This window comes from Paenibacillus sp. EPM92 (assembly GCF_016586185.1).
Classification (GTDB): Bacteria; Bacillota; Bacilli; order Paenibacillales; family NBRC-103111; genus Paenibacillus_G; species Paenibacillus_G validus.
Window position 1 is genome coordinate 78,210 of sequence record NZ_BCPS01000082.1, and the last position, 20,225, is coordinate 98,434.

Consider the following 20,225-nt stretch of genomic DNA (forward strand, 5'->3'; position numbering starts at 1 on the left):
TTAAAAGGGCGTGTCTATGATTTTTAGTCTGCAGGTCATGGAGATTATTGGGTTATCCATACAAGTTTCCACGATAGCCGTTCTATTCGGTATGCTTGTCGGCATCCCCTGCGGCGCTTTTCTAGGTCTGTATTCCTTTCCGGGAAAGCGCTTTATTGTTATTCTGCTCTTTACTTTGATGGGACTGCCTCCCGTTCTCATCGGCGTTATCGTTTATATGGCGCTGTCCAAATATGGTTTGCTCGGTTTTTTCCAGCTGTTGTTCACCCCCGAAGCTATGATTATCGCGCAGACCATCCTCGTGACCCCGATTATTACGGGACTGACGATGTCTGCGGTTCAGGCACGGGAAAGAACGTATTACGAAACGGCCAAAAGTCTCGGCGCCACTCCCTTGCAGCTTGTATGGACGATTCTTAAGGAAGCCAGAGGCGGAATTTGGTCCGGCATTTCCACTGCATACGGGCGTGCGATATCGGAAGTCGGCGCGGTGATGCTCGTCGGCGGAAATATCGAGCATGAGACTCGCGTCATGACAACCGCTATTATTCTGGAGACCCGCAAAGGCAATTTCGATATCGCCCTGCAAATCGGTGCTGTGCTGCTGCTCATCAGCTTTATTTTTAACAGCTTTCTCGTGGCGGGGGCCTTGCAAAACCTGAACGACGGGAGGAGAAAAACCTGATGAAACCGCTAGAAATTCACAATCTAACTGTTGCCTCCGAGGAGCGCATCCTTTTGTCCATCCCCGCTGCATCTTTCGATGAAGGCGTCATGTATGGAATTGTAGGACCTAGCGGTGCCGGGAAGAGCACCTTTCTACGGGTGTTGAACCTCTTGGAAAAGCCTCGTTCAGGGAGCTTATCGATCTGGGGGCATAAGGTGAATGCAGCGGAGCTATCCCACTCGAAGGGTGTTCATTTACAAAGACAGATGGCGTTTGTCGCGCAGAAGCCCGCGATGTTCCAAACTACGGTTTTTGACAATGTGGCGTTGGGGCTCAGCTATAGAGGAGTTCCCCGAAGCAGGCGGGCACAGCTGGTGAGGAAAGCGCTCGACCTGGTCGGTCTTGAGGCAGCCGCGGGCCGTAAAGCGACCTCTCTCTCGGGGGGAGAAGCCCAAAGAATTGCTCTGGCGCGGGCGCTCGTCCTGGAACCGAAGCTCCTCCTGCTGGATGAACCGACCTCGAATCTGGACCCGGCGAATGTAGCTATCATCGAACAGATCATTACTCGAATCCGCAAAGAAAGAGCTATGACGGTCCTGATGGTTACCCACCATTTGCAGCAAGCCCGGCGATTATCCGATCAATGTCTGTTCCTCCATCAAGGACAGATCATCGAACAGAACGATACGGAAGCTTTTTTCGAATCGCCTCGGCATGAAACCCTGCAAGATTTCATTAGCGGAAAAATGGTCTACTGACGATCAACGGATGACGAACGGGCACCATACCCCGGCCGCTCATGAAGCAGGGATAAGCATCCATGCATGCTTATCCCTGCTTCATCCTGTTTCATCGCTCATTTACCTTCAACCGGATACTGGACTAACCGGGCCGCGTTATTTAAATGATAAATTTTCATATCGCAGCTCCTTCCCTACTCTCCTCCACATACGGAATGGTTAGCGGACCAAGCGGCAGCACGGCCACCGTCATCTTCTCGCCATATTTGGCCTTCAATTGCTCCAACGTATTTTCAATGTCCCGGGTCGGCTTGAACATGGCCATCCGGACGTCTTCATCGCCCAAGGTCGAATAGACGTAAACATCCGCCCAAACTTGAATAACCGCCTGTTTTTGTACCTGCCACTGATCGAACATTTTAAAGGAACGGTCATTAATCATGTCCAGTATTTCTTGTGGAGTTTTTCTCATTTGCAAAATTTCCGCATAGTTACCGTGATTAGGCAGACCGTCCGAACATTCGGCGGCGCAAATAATCGTACCTCCTTCTTTCACGATTTTGTGGGCCGCGCTCATCCCCTTGACCGCTTGGTACAAATTTTGATCGAGCGGATAACCCGAATTGGAAGTAATCACAACATCAAACCGGCGATCGCACCTGATCATGGCATGCTCTTTCGTAAATGCGCAGCCTGCATCATGAGCTTCAAACAGTTCTCCGGCAAACACTTGCGTTATTTCTTTCCGACTGTTCAAGGTCACATTCAACATGAAGTCCGGCTTGCACATACGATTTATTTCTCTCGTCATGTCCTGCAAGGGATTGTTGACCATATTCCCCCAGGTGGACAAAGGGTCTCCGATCATCCTGGCATTGTGGAAGGTCAGAATCGTTTCAATCCCCGCAATTCCGGGGACGATACCTTTAGGCCCCCCTGAAAACCCGGCAAAAAAGTGAGGCTCTATAAAACCTGTGACGATACGGAAATCAGCTTCTACATAAGCTTTGTTCAAATAAGCATCGCACCCGAATTCGCTGTGTCCGACCTTCACCAGCTCGTCTTGATGATGGCAGTGATGGTTAATAACGCGGATATGATCCACGACCCATTCACCCAACATCTGAACGAACTCTTCCCTTGTCTGATCCCGATGCGTGCCTGTTCCGTTGATAATGACATAGTTATCCAGCGGAACATGCGGAAGTTCTTCAATGATCCATGGAATCAGCTTATCGTTCGGAGTCGGTCTGGTAATATCGCTAATGACAATCGCTATTTGATCCGTAGCTTTGACGAGTTCTCTTAACGGCGGTAAGCCGATAGGCTGCCTTAACGCATTCATGACGGCTTGCTTCTCGTCCTTTAAGCCTTCGAGATGGTGCGGTTCAATGATGACCGAATGATCAGGCACGTTGATGTGTAAGCTTTCTTTTCCGTATAAAATCGTCGTTTTCAAGAAAAACCCCCCCGATGCCTTTATCCATTATCACGAACGATGAAAGAGGCGCCCGCCCATTCATAAGGCGGGTCGCCAATCAGATTACAAAGTTGTCGCGCCGGTGCGGGTGATCTTCACCACTTTATTGGTTAAAGCTCCGATTCCTTCAACCGTACACTCAATCGTATCCCCGTCCTTGATAAAATCAGCTCCGGCCGGCGTTCCCGACAGGATGACATCTCCAGGCTGCAGGGTCATGACTCTGCTGAGATAAGAAATCATATGATTGATTCCTACAATCATCAGGTTGCTTCTGCTGTCCTGCAGCACTTTACCGTTAACATGCGTTTGCAGCAGCAAAGATCGGGTGTCCAGTTTCGTTTCAATCCAAGGTCCGAGCGGGGTGAAGGTATCGAACGATTTGCCCACCATCCAATGACCGTCCGGATGGAAATATTCCGGCGAAGCGACATCGTTTGCAACGGTATATCCAAAAATATAACGCTCCACATCATCTTCGGGGATATTCTTGCCTTCCTTCCCTAGGATGACGGCAATTTCCGTTTCGAATTTGACCTGCTCCAGCGTGGACGGAATGATGATTTCCTCTCCCGGACCAATGACGGTGCTGACCGGTTTAAAGAAAAAACAGGAATGCTGGGCAACGTCTGCGGTCTCTCATGCTCGAATTCCACATAATTTTTGCCGATCCCGATAATATGTCTGGGCTGAAGAGGAGCGACAAGCTGAACGCTTTCCAAAGCATAGCTGTTCCCCGTATAATTCCATGTCTCGAATACATTTCCCACGATTTCTTGGACCGTTCCGTCCACCACTACCCCGGACCGAACGGTTGGATCTCCCGCTGCGGTAAATCGCGCAAATTTCACTGGTTTACACCTTCTTTATTTAGGATGAGGAGCTGTTCGATCCGCGATTATCCCGACTAAGCAAGCAGCCGATAACCGGGCAGCGTCAGGAATTCTTCAAAATCAGGAGCGAGGGTCATCTGGCTGAACAGCTCTCTGGCCTGTTCATATTTCCCTTGCGTATATTGTTTTTCACCGACCGCACTTCGAATTTTGGCCAATTCCTCAACGACCATTTGCTCGAACAATTGTTCCGTGATCGGGCCTCCGTCTTGCAAAACCCCTCTGGGATGACGAATCCACTGCCACACTTGAGCCCTCGATATTTCTGCAGTAGCCGCGTCTTCCATCAGATTATGAATCGGAACGGCTCCAGATCCGCGCAGCCAGGCTTCTATATATTGAATGCCTACGCTGATATTGGTTCTAAGCCCCGATTCCGTGATCGGTCCTTGCGGGACCTCCAGCAAATCGGCGGCCGTCACTTCGACGTGCTCCAGCTGCTTGCCCACCTGATTCGGCGCCGGCATGATCCGATCGAACACCTCCATAGCAACCGGCACAAGACCCGGATGCGCCACCCATGTGCCGTCGTGGCCGTCGGTAGCTTCCCGCTCCTTATCGGCCCGCACTTTGTCCATAGCCGCCTGGTTGGCTTCAGGATCGTTCTTGATCGGAATTTGCGCAGCCATCCCGCCAATGCAGTGCGCATTCCGTTTATGGCAAGTTTTGATCGCAAGCAGCGAATAAGCGCGCATGAATGGAGACGTCATCGTCACAAGACTGCGATCCGGCAGGATGACGTCCGGTCTGTTGCGCAATTTTTTGATATAGCTGAAGATGTAGTCCCATCTGCCGCAGTTGAGACCCGCAATATGATCGCGCAATTCATACAGGATTTCGTCCATTTCGAAAGCGGCCAGAATCGTTTCGATCAGCACCGTTACTTTGATCGTTTGTTGAGGAATCCCGAGCCTTTCTTGAGCGAAGACGAACACTTCGTTCCACAGCCTTGCCTCTTCATGCGATTCCAGCTTCGGCAAGTAAAAATAGGGGCCGCTGTTTTTGCCAAGCAGCGTTCGGACGTTGTGAAAGAAGTACAGGCCAAAATCGAACAAACTGGCCGAAACGGGCTCCCCGTCGACGAGAACGTGTTTCTCCTCCATATGCCAGCCGCGCGGACGCGGAATCAAAACAGCCACTTTATCATTCAACCGATAAGACTTTCCTTCCGGGCTTTCATAACTGATCGTATGATTCACGGCATCCCGCATGTTGACTTGCCCCAGCATCGTGTTCTCCCACGTAGGCGAGTTGGCGTCTTCAAAATCGGCCATGAACAATTTCGCACCGGAATTCAGCGCGTTGATCACCATCTTCCGGTCGCCGGCCGGCCCCGTTATTTCAACTCTTCGATCCTGCAAGTCAGCCGGTACCGGGGCAATCGTCCACTTTCCGCTGCGGATATCTGCGGTAGATGGAAGAAAATCCGGCAAATGCCCTTCATCGATTTTTTTCTGCCGCTCGGACCGTTTGGCCAGAAGCTCTTTTCGCGTATTTCCAAACTTCCGCTGCAGCGACACGACAAACTCCAGCGCTTCGGGAGTCAGTATTTCCATAATTTCGGTTGTTTGCTTCCCTTGAATGACTACATGGTCTAATTGATAGTTCTCTTTCATGTCGAATCGTCCCTTCGTTATTTGATTTATCCCTGACCGATTGCTATTTCCGAGGCGTAGGATTCCATGCATTTGGGGTATCCCGTACCGCCGTCAGGTCATGATCGTCCGGCCAAAGCGTCCAGAGCCGCCTGCGCACAAACGATATCTTGTTCCGAGGTTCCTCCTGAAACGCCGATACCGCCGATTAAGTGCGAATCGTGATAAATGGGCAAGCCGCCTCCAAGAATAATCATGTTGTCGATATGCGCTATGCCTTGCAGCTCAGGCTTATCTTTGATTTTGGAGTACCACTCGGAAGTCGGAATTCCGAAGCCAACTGCCGTGTAGGCCTTGTTATGAGCAATTTTCTGACCAATCAAAGAAGCTTTGTCCATACGAAGAAACCCTTTCGGGTTCCCTCCGTCGTCCATGACCATAATATTGACGGCTATGCCTAATTCATTCGCTTTATGCACACAAGTTTCTATCATTGTCATCGTCATCTCTTGCGTCAAAACCGGTTTTTGTCCAACAAATGCCACTGCAATTTCCCCTTTGCTATGATCTTGAATCAGGACTTGCCGTAATTTGCGGTTTTCCCCAGGTCATCTCTTCTCCAATTCGATGTCGGGGAGAGATGAATCAGGCCGCTTGTTTCCGCATGGTTCCAGGTCATTTCATAAATCCCGTTTATTTTCGTGATGAACTTTACCGTTATTTCGCTTCCGTAGGCTGGTGGAAACATGAATTTGTCAGGCAGCTTCACTAAACATTTCGGAGCAGGCGAGTCTGCGTCTATTAAACAAGCAGCATTCACTTCGTATTCATCCTGATGCCAAGCGATCTGATAAAGTCCGGAATGAGGGAACATATAATTTTCCGAGGCCTTCACTTTAAAACTAAAAAATTTGGACTGGCTTGGCGATACGCTCCCATGAATCGTATAGTAATCGCCTAAATAGTCCGGCACACGATCGACTTTACCCGATTGTATAAGCTGCCTGATTAGCGTGGAGCCAATTTTCTGACCATGACGCTCAAGCTTCTCAATCGTAACGATGTTTACTTGCCCCATGGTATGGTCCCGGAGGGAATCCATATTGCCGCGTCCATATTTTCCATATGTAAAATCAAATCCCGCAACGATATGTTTGGGGTTTAGCGGAAGAATAAAGTCGGAAACAAACTGAGCCGGAGCAAGCGATGAGAATTCTTTATCAAAACGAATGACGTACAGGGCGTCAACCTTCATTTGTTCGAATATTTTTATTTTTAAAGACAACGGCGTCATGCAAGGTCTCTGGATTTCCCGGGGGTCAAGCACTTCTTTGGGATGCGGGAAAAAGGTCATGACGGCCAGCTGCATGTTTTCCTGGATAGCCAATTTTTTAGCGCTGTTTATAATATGCTGATGAGCCAGATGAACCCCGTCAAAAAATCCCAAGACCAGCACACAAGGCTGCTTGGCCTGATCGCCATTCGGGTTTACGGGTGAGTCATAACAATTCACGGCCATTCTCCCTTCAAAGAGATATATAGACAAAATAACGCCAGATCGCATCACTTATCGGAAAAATGGTTGAAACAGGCCGGGCCCGAAGTTGAGAGCAGGTCGCAGATCACCCATGCCGCCTGCTCCTGCTCATCTTCGATTTCATCCGCAGCTGCTAAGAGCCTATTCTTGAGGAACTCCCTTGCGTAAATGTGCTCATTCGCTTACGAAACGCCGGTGAGAGATGGACCTGATGAGTTTTAATGCTGTTTACACCCTTAATTTCGGTCAATGCAGGCTCGACAATAGCCAAGTATGTAAAACCAATGGCCGGACATGCACTGCAGGCCCCTATGAATTCGATCGACACTTCACCATCTTCGTCGATGTCATGGATGATGAGATCGCCAGCATGTCCCCGCAGACGCGCTCTGACATCTTTAATCGAATCATTGATTTCCTTAATCGACGGAACGTGGGTAGACATAGTCTCGTTCATAGGCTTTGCTCCTCACCTTATTTGATAAGTCCGATCGCGCGCGCTTTGGCATCCAGGTCGATTCCTAATGCTTTGGCATAGTTCAAGCCAAATATTTTTTTCTTCATTTCTTCTGTGACATCCGGGTAACCGTAGCCTTCCTGAAGGTCCTCAGGCATTTTGAAGTTATCCAAAATATCAATGTAGGACTGGACGTTCGGCCACAGCCATGCGTCCGTTCCGTAACAGATGCGATCCGCGCCAACGTGAAGAAGCGCCTTGCCGAGCAGTTCGGTCATCGCCCGCGGAGCAACGAAGTATTGGTTGAACCACAGAGGCATGATCATATAAATGTTGGAAAACCGCGAAGCAATGTTGATCGCCTCGTCAATGTAAGGGTCTCCAAAATGGTGCATGGCGAAGTTCAGCTGAGGGAAATCGTACGCCGCCTGCTGCAGGTCGTTCGGACGCAGGTGCTCCACCCGCTGGGTAGGTCCAATCGGCAGCCCTTTATGAAACTGCACGGTTTTGATGCCGAGCTCGATAGCTTTCTCAAATAGCGGGTAGGCGATTTTCTCGTCGTCCGCGCTCCACCAGTTCCTGATGGTCTGAGCTTGGTAGAACTTGATACTGACAGCGCCCATTTCTTTCACTTGGCGCTCCATCTCTTCCATCGCACCGTTGAGCCCCTGGTAGAGAGGATCAACCGCGCCACAGAAGAAGTAGCGATCGGGCTTCGTTTGGGCGATTTCGTACGCTATCCGAACAGGAGCCATGCCATCCTTGAAGACTCCGAAGGCCGGAATCGGCTGCACCACCGCGAAGTCCGTATCGGACTCGTCAAACAGCTTCTTATTCGCCCATTCGTACTCCGGCGGATTCTCGATCCCTGCATACGACACCTGCTGGCCGTTGATGCCTGTGAAGTCGAGGAATCCTTTCATGGACGCCTTGCCCATTCGCGAAGCGTCATTGATCATTTGCTGCTCCCGAAAGTCCATTGCATGTACCACAGCATCGAAAACGATTGCACCGTTTCTCATATCTCTTCGCCTCCAAATTTATATGATCTTTCATCGATCAGTTCAGGCTAACAGACTTATAATTGCTTCGATCCGAGGCCATCCAGCGATACTCGAAACAGGTCGTACGTCTCAGCGATATGCTCGCGCATCAGCTTTTCCGCGAGGTCCGGGTCACGATCCCGAATCGCCGCAACGATCCGGATATGCTGATTCGCAAAACGCAGCATCTGAACCGATGAAGTATGCGGAAAGTACAGCCGACGCGAGAGACGCACCTGGTCGGCGATAGATACCGCCATCCGGGCGATGACGGGGTTACCGCACCCGCCGGTGATCTTGTCATGGAAGTCGCTTCCCAGCGAGACCATGAGTTCGGGATCGGGAGCCTCATTTTTGTTCAAAATTTGACGGTATTCATTATCCACCAGCTCCAGCTCGGACGGATCCATGTAAAGCGCAGCGAGGCGCGCCGCCATACCGTCTATCGCCATTCGGGCCACAAAAAGATCTCTGAGATCGGTCGGGCTTAATATCCGGACGTTTGCGCCCCGATTGGGTATGAGCGTGACTAAACCGTCTTGCTCCAGCTGCAACAACGCTGCGCGGACCGGAATTCGGCTTGCGCCCAGCTCCTCGGCAACGACACGCTCGATGATCGGGTCACCCGGCTGGTAATAGCCCTGCAAGATGCGTTCTTGAATCTGACGATATATCGTTTCTTGCTTACTCATGCTCATAGGTAAAACCTCACTTCAATTTCATTTCCATTCCGTATACCGTATTTCGTCCCCCCCAGCCTATATCGTTCAAGACCGTGCCTGAACCGGGTATCATAACCGGGCTCATCGTTGATTAGACGCTCTGACCACCGGCATGACTAGCCCAGCTTGAAAGGGTCGCGGCTCTGACCGGATAGCTCCACCCAAACGGACTTCACTTGCGTGTACTCCTTGATGGACTCGAGCCCGTTCTCTCTCCCGATACCGCTCATTTTGTAGCCGCCGAAAGGCGTATTGAAGGAGATGGTGCGATAGGAGTTAATCCAAATCGTGCCGGCGCGCAGGGCGTGCGCTACCCGGTGTGCCCGCTGAACGTCCTTGGTCCAGATACCGGCTCCCAAGCCGAACGGGCTATCGTTCGCCTGACGTACAATTTCTTCCTCGTCCTTGGCGGCGATCACGCTGAGCACCGGACCGAAGATTTCCTCCCGGGCCACTCTCATCTTGTTGTTTACGCCCGTAAGGATCGTCGGTTCGATGAAGAAGCCGTCTTGAAGTTCCGCTTCCGACGGGGCTTTGCCGCCGTAAACCAGCTCGGCGCCCTCTTCCAGACCGATGTTAATGTAGCTCTGCACTTTGTCGAGCTGCTCCTTGAAGGCGATCGGTCCCATCTCCGTCTCCATCTCCAGCGGGTTACCCAGCTTGATGGAGCGGGCCTTCTCAACAAGCCGCTTGACCAGCTCGTCATGGATGGATTCCTGGACAATGAGTCTGGATCCGGCGATGCACGTCTGACCGGTGGCCGCGAAAATACCGGCGACAACCCCGTTGACCACTGCATCGAGGTCCGCATCATCGAAGACGATATTCGGAGACTTGCCGCCCAGCTCGAGCGTGACCTTGGCGATATGTTCCGCAGCATCCTTCATCACCCGTTTCCCGGTCTCCGTAGAGCCTGTGAAGGCTATTTTGTCCACGCCAGGATTCCGGACAAGAGCGCTCCCCGTAGTGGCGCCGTAACCGGTTACAACATTGAATACGCCATCCGGGAAGCCCGCCTCCTGAATAAGCTTCGCGAACTCCAGCGTGGAGGCTGGCGTTTGCTCGGCGGATTTGACTACGAATGTACAGCCCGAAGCAAGCGCTGGCGCGAGTTTCCAGGTTAACAGAAAGAGCGGCGAGTTCCACGGCATAATGGCGCCGACCACGCCTAGGGGCTCTCTCCTCGTGTAAACGAAGAAATTAGGCTTGTCGGAAGGAATGGTTTCCCCCTGGATCTTATCCGCGGCGCCTGCGAAGTAGTAGAACCACTCCGACATCGCGCTGAGCTGTCCGCGCGTTTCTCTTAGGAGCTTGCCATTGTCCATACTCTCGATGGTAGCGAGCTCTTCCGTATGATCCGCAATCAGCTCGGCCAAGCGACGCATAAGCCGCGCTCTCTCCGTCCCGGTCATCTTCCCCCACGGGCCCTCGTCGAATGCCCGGCGAGCGGCATCAACCGCAGCTTCTACATCCTCTGCGTCAGCTTCAGGTACGGTGGCCCAAACTTTGCCCGTGTAAGGATTAATCGTCTCGAAGGTTTTGCCTGAGCGGGCGTCGACCCACGCTCCCCCGATAAACATCTTGTAGTCACGAACATCGACAGCCTTCGGTGCCTCGATCAGCTTCATTTTCCCCAACTCGTTCACCTCTCTCGGTTTAGTGTAAAGGGTGTGTCTTTACTTTAATTGTATACCAATTGAATACCATAATCAAGGAAATTTTGGCAATATTACCACTTCTCTTCGGGTCAAGGTTTACCGCCCTTCACTGGTCCAAGCACTGCCGCATGAGGATGAACCCGGCACGCCGCAGCATGGTCCGGACCTTCTCATGGACTTTGTGGGTCTTGGGAATAGGGCCATCCATTCATGTTCAGGAATGCCTTCGTGGTGTGACTGCCATCTTGAGTCTCGGCCAGCGACTTGGGCCCCTCGAAGCCGATTACTTTCCACCCGATATGATCTTTGTTGCCTCCGTAGACCGGATCTGAATAAAAGCCTTGTCTCGTATGAAAGACCAGCGTGTGAAAAAAGTCCAGTCCCTCATCCGAAACGGGCTGATTGGATGGAGGTGCGCCGCCGACGGTCGAGTCTTCGTCCCCGGCCTCCGCGTTTATCAGGAACGGCTGTACCGGCGGCTCGCCGGAGAGCGTAAGCAGCACCTCATCCTGCTGCTCTTCGGTCAACGCGATGAACGCTGCGCCGAATTTCTCCCGGCTTACTTCGTCCAGCTCGCGGACGCCCTCCGTGTACTTATCCTGCATGGCCTGCATGCGCGTAATCCAGGCTTCGAAGTCTTTGCCCGCCAGCTGCAGGAATCCGCTGCCGTCGGCGTTAGCATAAATGTAGTCGGTACCGGATATGTAGCGGTCAATATACCGCACCACATTCGCTTCTCGCGCGCCCGGGTCGTGATCGGTGGGAATGATGCGCGCCGTGGCGGCCTCGATGGTCAACCATTGGTGTTCGTCGAAGAACAACCGCTCGTCGGTATTGGCGTCAATCGGGAGCATCTCCCAGTTGCTTTGGCTAGTCATCGCTCCTACACATCCTTTCTTATCGTGCCTGAACGGCTACGTCCAGACCTTTGCCGTGCACCTGGGCGATATATTCCGAGCAGCGCCAAGCGTTAGCCATAATCGTAAGCGTCGGATTGACTCCCAGGTTCGGTAAGAAGCTCCCGTCAAGTACGTACAGGTTGTCGACGTCATGCGCCCGGCACCATTTGTTCAACACGGACTTCGAGGGGTCGTTACCCATCCGGGCTGTGCCCTGCTCATGGCAGGTGTTGCCGTTAATGCCCTCCATGTACACGGGGATGGTCTTGCTCGCGCCGGCCGCTTTCAATATCTCGATGTTCTTATCGACCTGCCAGTTCCCTTGACGGATGTCATTAGGGTGAGCGGTATGCGTTATTCGTGCGACCGGGAGTCCCCAGGCATCCTTAACCTCCGGATCCAGTTCAACCCTGTTGGTCTCCCGGGGCAGATCGTTAACGAGGACGCCGATCTTCATGCTGTGGTTAAACAGCTCCCGGTCTGTGTCCTTGGCCGCCTTGCCCCAGGTCGGCCGTCCTGGAAAGGTCCAGTTCACCGGAAGGCCCAAGCCGGACGCACAGATCAGCGAACCATGAATATGTCCCCGGCTTTGATCCGTCTCGTAAAATTCCATGGAAGCTCCATTCACATAAGATCCCGCCCAGCCGTAAAGCGGGTCGTGAATTTCCTTATCGAACAAGCCGATGGCGAAGATGTACTCATGAAAAGTCACGTTTCTCCCCACTTGACCGCTGCTGTTCGCCAGTCCGTCCGGAAATAAATTCGACTTGCTCGCAAGCAGCAAGCGTGCCGATTCAATGGCCCCGCAGGTTAGAATCACGATGCTGGCCTCCTGCTCGACCTCGCGTCCGTTCTCGTCGATATAGATGGCTCCCTTGGCGCGTCCGTCCTTGTGCAGCGTAATTTCGCGGACGTAAGTATCGGGCCGCAGTTCCAGCAGCCCCGTCGAAAGCGCTTCCGGAACAAACGTATGCAAGGTGCTCGACCTGCCACTTGTCGGGTCGCCGAACTGCTGCACGAACCCGGAGTGGTTAGAAGGCTTTCTTCCTTTGTGCTCCTTCGTAATTACCGCTTGAGGCATCGGGAATGAATTATAGCCCAGCTTGGAGCATGCCTCGTGAAACACCTTCCCGTAAGGGGACAACGGCATCGGCGGGCAAGGGTACTCTTTGCTGCGCGGTGCCTCGTACTTATTCAAGCCGCCCTTCCCGGATACGCCGAACTCCCACTCCACCTTGGTGTAATACGGCTCGAGCTCTTCGTAGGTAATAGGCCAATCGGCAAGGCTGGCGCCCGGGACATCTCCGTGCAAGGTATGAAGCATGAAATCCGACTTCGCAGCGCGCGGGAACCACCCGCTCATATGTACAGTTCCTCCGCCCACCAGGTTGGGAGTCGGCGAGAACCTGCGAACCACCGTTTGGGCGTTCTCATCGGGCCGGTAAGTACGCGGTTTTAATTTCTCGTCCGGCCAAATGTAGTTCCGGTTGAGGAATTTCAGTTCATCCCCGGAGAATTGCTCGGGCTTCAACCATGGACCGCGTTCCAACGCTACGACCTTCAGACCGGACTCGGTCAAAACCTTGGCCGCCGTTGCGCCGGTTGCTCCTGTTCCAATGATGAGGACGTCGACTGGATCTGGCTTATGAGCGTAATTCATACTTCGTACCCTCCCTAATTTATGTACAATATAAATTCTCTGGCAGGTTATCCTTTTCCTTCTTCTTGTTTGTAATCGGTTTCATCCGTTCTTGACGAATGCTGCCGAACCGGGACAGTGAATCCTGCGCTCTCGCTTTCGCCTCAACGCCGAAACCATTTAATCAGTTTATTAAGCCGTTTGGGACCTTCCCCGCCGGTAAAGAATACGGCGATGAGAATGACCAATCCCAGCACGATCAGTTGGGGCTCCGGCAGGATGCCGACCAGGTTCATGATGTTGGAAATGATGCCGATGAGGAGACCGCCTATAACGGCGCTGATCGGATTGCCGGTCCCGCCGAAGAGCGACGTCCCTCCGACTACCGCGGAAGCGATGGCATTGAGCTCATATCCCTTGGCGAGCAGCGAGCTGCCCTGCTGAAGCTGGGCGGCCAGGATGAGTCCCGCCAGACCTGAGAACAGTCCGGATATGACATAGGTGGTGATCAGATTGCGATTGACGGGCAGCCCTGAGAGACGGGCGGCTTCGGGGTTGCCGCCGATGGCGTACAGCTGGCGGCCGAAGGTTGTATATTTCATAATAAAGGCAGTGACGAGCATCACCACAATAACCAGAATGACGGAGTTCGGTATTCCCAGGAGACTTCCTGTAAATAGCTTCAGGTAGGTTGGATTGGAGACCTCAATCAGGGTGCCGACTTGAATGAGATACGCAACCCCTCGGGCGATGCTGAGCATGGCGAAGGTGGCAATGAAGGGTGTAATGCCCCCGTAAACGACAGCAATGCCGTTGATCAAACCCGCTGCAGCGCATACGGCCAAAGTTAACGCAATGACGATCGGAATCGGCAGCCCCTGCCGCAGCAGGACAGCGACCATCACCGTTCCCAGAGCGGCAATCGAACCGACCGACAAGTCAATGCCGCGTGTGACAATGACTTTGAACTGACCGATCGCCAGGATCGAAACAACAACTCCAGTCACGATGATGTTCTCGATATTGCGGCCGGTCAAAAAATAGGGCGAGGCGATCGCTCCTGCCACCACAGCCAGACCCAAGAAAATAACGAGGTAGCTTCGCTTGATGAGATCGACGATGCCGGATGAAGCGAACAGCGGCCCCCGCGATACCACCGACGTCTCTTCCTTACTGGACTTATTCAGCGTCTGCATGACTGTCCCCACCTTTCACTTGTATTCTTGTATCAGTAGCATTGCGCGATGACCACATCGCCGTGAGGATCCACTTCATCGTGCAAGAACTCGCCAACGATCCGACCTCGGGCGATGACTAGAATACGATCGCACATAAGCGTTTCTGGAAGCTCCGAACTCATGAGCAGCACGGATCCTCCCTCACGCACGAACTCCCCGATCAACTTGTAGATCTCCTCTTTGGCCCCGACATCAATGCCGCGTGTAGGCTCGTCAAAGATCAATATTTTCGTTTGGCTGGCCAACCATTTGGCAAGCACCACTTTCTGCTGGTTACCGCCGCTAAGATTCACGACTTTTTGATCCGGACCCCTCATCTTTATGTTCAGCGATAGGCCCAGTTCCCGAGCGCTCTGCTCCTCCCGGTTGCGGTTAATCACCGAATAGCGGCTCACATCGGATAAACTGGCCATCGTCACATTCTCAGTTACTGACATATTCAACACAAGGCCCTCGGTTTTGCGGCTTTGCGGAAGAAGTCCGATCCCTGCGCGGATGGCCTCGCTTGGACTTCGGAGCTTCGTCGGCCGACCGTTGATCGTGATCTTTCCGCTTATCCGTTCGCGTGCGCCGAACAGGCAAGCGGCCAACTCCGACTGTCCGCTTCCCACCAAACCCGCCACGCCGAGCACCTCGCCACGGTGAAGCTTGAAGCTTATATCGTGGAGAACGGAGCCATCATGGAGGTTCTCGACGGAAAGTGCGACATGCCCGGGATCGCCTCCTAGTCCGTAACGGGGCTTCTCGCCTCCCCCCAACGATTCTCCCAAGAGCGAGCCCCCGAGGTTTCTCCCGATCATCGCCCGGACGATGTCCGCCGGCGTCGTTTGATCAACCTCGTACGTTCCCACCTTGCGGCCGTCGCGCAATACGGTGATCCGCTGACAGATTTCAAAAACCTCGTCCATTCGATGAGAAATATAGATGAATGTCACACCCTGTTTCTGAAGGCTTTTCAGCACCTGGAGCAGACGTTTAACGTCCTGCGCAGGCAGGGTGGCTGTCGGTTCATCCAAAAGTATGATTGGAGGGCGACCGTGGAGCGTTTTTGCCACATGCAGCACCTTGGCGAGTTCAACGCCCTGCTGTTGGGCGGTGGTTAACGAGCTGACCGGCTGATTCACATCGATGTTGATGCCGAGCCACTCAAGCGCCTCGCGGGCACGCTCCCGCATCGTTCGCCAATTCAAGACTCCGCCGGCGCCACGCGGTAAGTCGCTGAGAAAAATGTTTTCAGCGATCGAGAGGCCCGGTACGAGGCTGAGCTCCTGATAAATAGTGAAGATCCCCTCGCGTTGACTGTCGTGCGGATTGTTGAACCGTACAGGTCTGCCCTCCAGCTCAATCGTGCCGCTATCAGGCCTTTCCACTCCGGACACCGCACGGATGATCGTAGATTTCCCCGCGCCGTTTTGGCCGGCCAGACAGTGGATTTCACCCCGGCGAATATCCAGGTTAATACGGTGCAGCACCTGGATACCGGAGTATGACTTACAGAGCCCTCGAAGGGAGAGAGCCAACTCTTCTTGTTCGACCATTTGACGCTGCCTCCTTTCACATCTGTGAGAGTGCTCGCTTCGACGAAGGAAGCCTGACACATGATCGGCAGGCTCACCGTCGTCCAGCGAGCGTCCGGCGTTCGAAGTCATTGATCCTCTGCCTGTCGTCTTATGCCTTCTCGACCTCACCGGTAAACTGCGCTTGTTAACCGTTCGTCATATGGCTTTTCCTGCATCCTGCATGTATGTTCCCGTTCGGGATACTTTTATTGAAGTTTGGTGAGAGATTCTTTGGAATAGTAGTAGCTGATGTTGGGGTCGTAGAACTGTTTGGCGTTTTCTGGGGTGATAAGGACGTTTTCCGTGTATCTGGCTCCGCCCGGACAGCTCGTCTTGTTCCCCTTGACCACGTCTATCGCCATCTGAACGGCCGTTGCACCTTGCAGGTACGGCGAGTTCGACACAGTCGCTTGGAGAGGACCATTCGGTTCGTCCATCATCTTCTTGGCAAGAGCCATAGCGCCATCGTAGGAGACTATAATCACTTTGTCTAGAACGCCGGCTTCCCGCAAGCCTTGCTCAATGCCGGCGTGCATAACGTCACTCATGCTGAATACCGCTTTCAAATCGGGGTTCGCCGTGGCGATTTGTTGAACCGGCACGCGAGCTTTGTCCGGCAGCCATTCGCCATAGCGGATAGGAAGGATTTCAATTTTGTAGCCCGGGTTCGCTTCGAAGTAGCCATTGAAGCCTTTGAGGAAGCCCTCTTGCCGTAATGCCGTCGTACTTTCGCCGGAGTAGCCGCCAATGACGGCCAGTTTGACCTTCTCGTCTTTACTGTATTTCTGCGCGATTTTTCTCGCTAACTCTTTACCTGCCGAGGCAGCGGTGTCCAGCTGATCTTCCGCTACGAAACAGTATGACTTCTTCTCAAGCTCTGGGCTAAGACGGGTGTTGACCGCAACGAGAGGGATGCCCTCTTTCTCCAGTTCATTGACGGTATTGGCTATACCTCGAGGATCAAGCGCATTCACTACAATGCCCTTAGCGCCTCTGCTCATCATGTTCTGAATATCCGAGTTCTGTTGGACTGCATCTCCTCCAGCGTCTGTTACTAAGATCGTCACACCCTGTTTCTCGGCTTGAGCTTTGGCCCCTTCAATCAGCATCTTATACCAATCGCTTCCGGCAATGCGGTGTTGTGAGAAGCCGATGATGAGGTTATCGCTTCCCTTTGTCCCGGACACACCCGCACTGGACGGTTGGCTGCAACCGTTGAGAGTTAACGCAATAAGCCCTAAGCCTAACACAGTACGACCCATCTTTTTCATTTGGACCACACCCCTTTATTCAGTTTTTTTGCTTCCACATTGACGGCATCGGCCAGCTTCCGTTCGATGGCAATTCTACCTAACCGGCATGTTGAGCTCCTCCATCCCGCCTTATTTTTTTCAAGCATTCTGACTTATGTAAGCGTTGTCACAATAGTATACCAAGTGAATACCATTGTCAAGGCCTGAAAACTAAATGTGGAAAGATATATATTTATCTACAAATATCCCAGTTTTTATGCGATATTTTCCATCAACCGACTTCAGCACAACTCATTTCCGCCCATTAAGCAGCCGTATCCAATCGCAATTCGCCTGCAGCCCCCTAACCATTTAGCCACGATGCAACGAATTCCTGCTGATGGCTATTGATTAACTTCAGATTCTGGTTTATAATCTATGTATACAAGTATACGACTAGAATTTGAGTAATGAAATTATTATAAAGACCAAAGGAATGAACGAAATGGTTCTACAAGAAGAAATCATGCTGGAAGCGCTTGAAGACTTCCCTGCCTACCTGCCTTTGCGAGAAGTTGTATATCAAACCTTAAAGAAGGCGATACTGAACGGAAATTTAAAGCCCGGACAGCTGCTGAGCGAGAATCTGATTGCTAACAAATTATCGGTGAGCCGTACCCCGGTTCGGGAAGCCCTTCGCAGCTTGGAAAACGAAAATCTGGTTTCCGTACTTTCAGGCCGTAAAGTGATTGTATCGATCCCGACGATTCAGGAAATCGAAGAAATCTATGACATACGCTTGATCGTGGAAGCGGAGGCCCTCCGCAAAATTACAGCAGACGACAGCGCAATTATCCAACAGCTGGAAAATTGCGTTACAATGGCGAAGGTCCACCTTGAAAAGGAAAACTTGCAGGAGCTTCATAAAACCAATTCGGAATTTCATCTCACCATCATTTCCGCCTTACAAAATAACAAATTAAAGCAGTTTGTCGATTCGCTTCAGGACACCATATCCCGGTACAGCCTGTACTCCAAAACAAACTACAAGCTGGCCCAAAACCTGGAGGATGACCACTCCCAGATTCTGACTCATCTCAAGCAAGGCGATAACGAATTGGCGGTTCAAATTTTACGTCAGCATTTCACAACGACCAAGGAAATATTGAAAGCGATGTTCTAATTCAGCAGGCAAATCGTCCCGTTTGAAAAAGACAACAAAGCACCTTCAGCAAGGGATCGTCGAGAAAAACTCGAGGGTCCCTTTTTGATGCGTTCTCAGATGATGAACAAAGCCCCGCCGATCGTTATCCCCAATAATAAAGAACGGCTGCTGACCTTGGTCAGCAGCCCGATCGAAGATGATCTCCATCATAGGAGATGAACGTGATGAATAAGAGCAGCCGGCATCAAGCAAGTAAAACGCCATTTTGAGTTAGCACCTGTTTTAATTCCTGGACATCGATTGTTTTCGGAGTAAGCCCTTTCGTCGTGGCGAGAGCAGCCGCAGTTCCTGCAGCCTCGCCGATTGCCACGCAGGATGGCATCGCTCGGACGGCAGCAGCCGCTTCATGCGTAGCGGAAATACAACGGCCGGCGACCAGCAAGCCTTCCAGTTCAACAGGCAATAACGCGCGATAGGGTACATCGTAGCTATCGTCAACCTGGATCCAGGTGCTCTTCGAATCTCCGGGATTATGAATATCGATAGCATATCCACCGCGCGCCACGACATCATCAAACCTTGTACCCTTCACGACATCCTCCTGCGTGAGTATATATTCGCCGATGATTCTATGGGTTTCCCTAATGCCTGCTTCGTTGGCCGTCTTGATGAGGAATGACTTTTCAAAACCAGGCACTCGTTTTCTTAAGAAATCTACAACCGACATCGTCTGGTATCGCAGCTCCACCTCTGCAGCTGTAACTTCAGACGCATTGGTCCCATCTATGAAATTAACGCGGGTAGCATTAACGGTAACTTCGCCTTCCCTTACGTTTGTAAACAAATTCAAGGTTTCTCTGCCTATGTTATATTCGCCGTTTTCTTTAGCCGCAGCTATTTCCTGCCAAAATCCTGAACAAAACAGCTGTTTACGCTGGCTGCCGGCAGGAAGCTCTCCTTCCGCACTGCCTATCGCGTACCATCTGAAATTGTCCCGGTTTCTCTTGATTTCTTCTTCGACCCGGTCGACATTCACGTTACCGACTCGGCAGTACACGGTGACGGGCATTTTTTCCCCGTCTCTTTCCCGGCCTTTTACCGTTTTGGCGCCCGCTTTCACAGCGACGTCGGCGTCCCCGGTGCAGTCGACAATGACTTTACTGAATAAAGTATGAGCGCCGGATTTGTTAAACACCGTAATGCCTTTCACTACGCCATCCTCAACCCATACATCCTTCAACAAGGTATGGTATAAAAAGCTCACTCCGGCATCTTTGGCCATCTTCGTTAACACAAATTTCAGGTATTCATCATCGAAAGGCGTAATCACGGGATTTTTCCCCCAAGGCGGGTTCCCTTCCTTGGGGCGGATAGGACCATGGCATGCTCCCATTTCCTTTAAGGAGTCAAGTATTTCTTTAAAAAGACCGGCTATCGTCGGTTCGCCATGAGCGTCATAATGGTTCGCATACGGCGACACCAGTGCAGAAGTTGAAGCCCCGCCCAGGTAACCATTCTTTTCGACCACAAGTACTTTGGCCCCGTTTCTAGCTGCCGCAATAGCTGCCGGCGCCCCCGCCGTTCCCCCGCCAACCACAATGACATCCCATTGATCATGCACTTGCATAACAATCCCTCCTCTGAAAGTTTTACGATATGTAGAAGTGTCGGTTGATTGCTGCTCCTCGCGGAGCACTTGTA

17 protein-coding genes and 1 pseudogene are annotated in these 20,225 nt (G+C 52.0%); 3 read left to right on the forward strand and 15 right to left on the reverse strand.

Features of this window, described 5'->3' with window-relative positions:
• The first annotated feature begins 16 nt into the window (after window positions 1-16).
• Window positions 17-685, forward strand: a complete 669-nt coding sequence (locus tag JMF85_RS21460; RefSeq protein ID WP_127606461.1) for an ABC transporter permease — start codon at window positions 17-19, stop codon at window positions 683-685.
• Window positions 685-1,425, forward strand: a complete 741-nt coding sequence (locus JMF85_RS21465) for an ATP-binding cassette domain-containing protein (RefSeq protein WP_201318866.1) — start codon at window positions 685-687, stop codon at window positions 1,423-1,425. Before JMF85_RS21460 ends, JMF85_RS21465 begins: the two co-directional genes overlap by 1 nt.
• Window positions 1,426-1,582: 157 nt before the next feature.
• Here the strand turns inward: JMF85_RS21465 and larA are convergent, their stop codons facing one another.
• The 14 genes and pseudogenes from larA to JMF85_RS21535 form a co-directional block, all read right to left on the reverse strand.
• Entirely contained in the window at window positions 1,583-2,866 is a 1,284-nt protein-coding gene (larA, locus tag JMF85_RS21470) for a nickel-dependent lactate racemase (RefSeq protein ID WP_201318867.1), read from the reverse strand.
• A gap of 84 nt (window positions 2,867-2,950) precedes the next feature.
• Window positions 2,951-3,738, reverse strand: a pseudogene (locus JMF85_RS21475) (fumarylacetoacetate hydrolase family protein).
• Between the two features lie 56 nt (window positions 3,739-3,794).
• Window positions 3,795-5,396, reverse strand: coding sequence for a malate synthase A (gene aceB / locus JMF85_RS21480; RefSeq protein ID WP_201318868.1), 1,602 nt, complete (start codon window positions 5,394-5,396; stop codon window positions 3,795-3,797).
• A 98-nt stretch (window positions 5,397-5,494) separates the two neighbouring features.
• Window positions 5,495-5,920, reverse strand: coding sequence for a GlcG/HbpS family heme-binding protein (locus JMF85_RS21485; RefSeq protein ID WP_236595946.1), 426 nt, complete (start codon window positions 5,918-5,920; stop codon window positions 5,495-5,497).
• Window positions 5,921-5,949: 29 nt separating this feature from the next.
• The gene (locus JMF85_RS21490; RefSeq protein WP_201318869.1) at window positions 5,950-6,888 is read right to left on the reverse strand and encodes an FAD synthetase family protein; all 939 of its coding nucleotides are present in this window, start codon (window positions 6,886-6,888) and stop codon (window positions 5,950-5,952) included.
• Between the two features lie 157 nt (window positions 6,889-7,045).
• Window positions 7,046-7,369 (reverse strand): NifU family protein, encoded by a 324-nt coding sequence (locus JMF85_RS21495; RefSeq protein WP_054798920.1) that lies wholly within the window; start codon window positions 7,367-7,369, stop codon window positions 7,046-7,048.
• Window positions 7,370-7,386: 17 nt separating this feature from the next.
• On the reverse strand, window positions 7,387-8,391 hold the full coding sequence (locus JMF85_RS21500; RefSeq protein ID WP_127606472.1) for an amidohydrolase family protein: 1,005 nt from the start codon (window positions 8,389-8,391) through the stop codon (window positions 7,387-7,389).
• A gap of 56 nt (window positions 8,392-8,447) precedes the next feature.
• Window positions 8,448-9,110: a GntR family transcriptional regulator gene (locus JMF85_RS21505; protein WP_141334604.1), complete on the reverse strand. Its 663-nt coding sequence runs from the start codon at window positions 9,108-9,110 to the stop codon at window positions 8,448-8,450.
• Window positions 9,111-9,250: 140 nt separating this feature from the next.
• Entirely contained in the window at window positions 9,251-10,762 is a 1,512-nt protein-coding gene (locus JMF85_RS21510; protein ID WP_054798927.1) for an aldehyde dehydrogenase, read from the reverse strand.
• A 200-nt stretch (window positions 10,763-10,962) separates the two neighbouring features.
• Entirely contained in the window at window positions 10,963-11,670 is a 708-nt protein-coding gene (locus JMF85_RS21515) for a gluconate 2-dehydrogenase subunit 3 family protein (protein WP_141334602.1), read from the reverse strand.
• 19 nt (window positions 11,671-11,689) lie between these two features.
• Window positions 11,690-13,351, reverse strand: a complete 1,662-nt coding sequence (locus JMF85_RS21520) for a GMC family oxidoreductase (RefSeq protein ID WP_201318870.1) — start codon at window positions 13,349-13,351, stop codon at window positions 11,690-11,692.
• Window positions 13,352-13,494: 143 nt separating this feature from the next.
• A complete protein-coding gene (locus JMF85_RS21525; protein WP_127606480.1) occupies window positions 13,495-14,526 on the reverse strand; it encodes an ABC transporter permease in 1,032 nt (343 codons plus the stop codon).
• Between the two features lie 32 nt (window positions 14,527-14,558).
• Window positions 14,559-16,106, reverse strand: a complete 1,548-nt coding sequence (locus JMF85_RS21530; RefSeq protein ID WP_141334598.1) for a sugar ABC transporter ATP-binding protein — start codon at window positions 16,104-16,106, stop codon at window positions 14,559-14,561.
• 227 nt (window positions 16,107-16,333) lie between these two features.
• Entirely contained in the window at window positions 16,334-17,398 is a 1,065-nt protein-coding gene (locus tag JMF85_RS21535; RefSeq protein ID WP_201318871.1) for a sugar ABC transporter substrate-binding protein, read from the reverse strand.
• A 466-nt stretch (window positions 17,399-17,864) separates the two neighbouring features.
• Here JMF85_RS21535 and JMF85_RS21540 point away from each other — a divergent pair, with 466 nt between their 5' ends.
• Window positions 17,865-18,542: a GntR family transcriptional regulator gene (locus tag JMF85_RS21540; RefSeq protein ID WP_201318872.1), complete on the forward strand. Its 678-nt coding sequence runs from the start codon at window positions 17,865-17,867 to the stop codon at window positions 18,540-18,542.
• A gap of 226 nt (window positions 18,543-18,768) precedes the next feature.
• Here the strand turns inward: JMF85_RS21540 and JMF85_RS21545 are convergent, their stop codons facing one another.
• Complete coding sequence (locus JMF85_RS21545; RefSeq protein WP_201318873.1) at window positions 18,769-20,151, reverse strand: FAD-dependent oxidoreductase; 1,383 nt, start codon at window positions 20,149-20,151, stop codon at window positions 18,769-18,771.
• Between the last annotated feature and the right edge of the window lie 74 nt (window positions 20,152-20,225).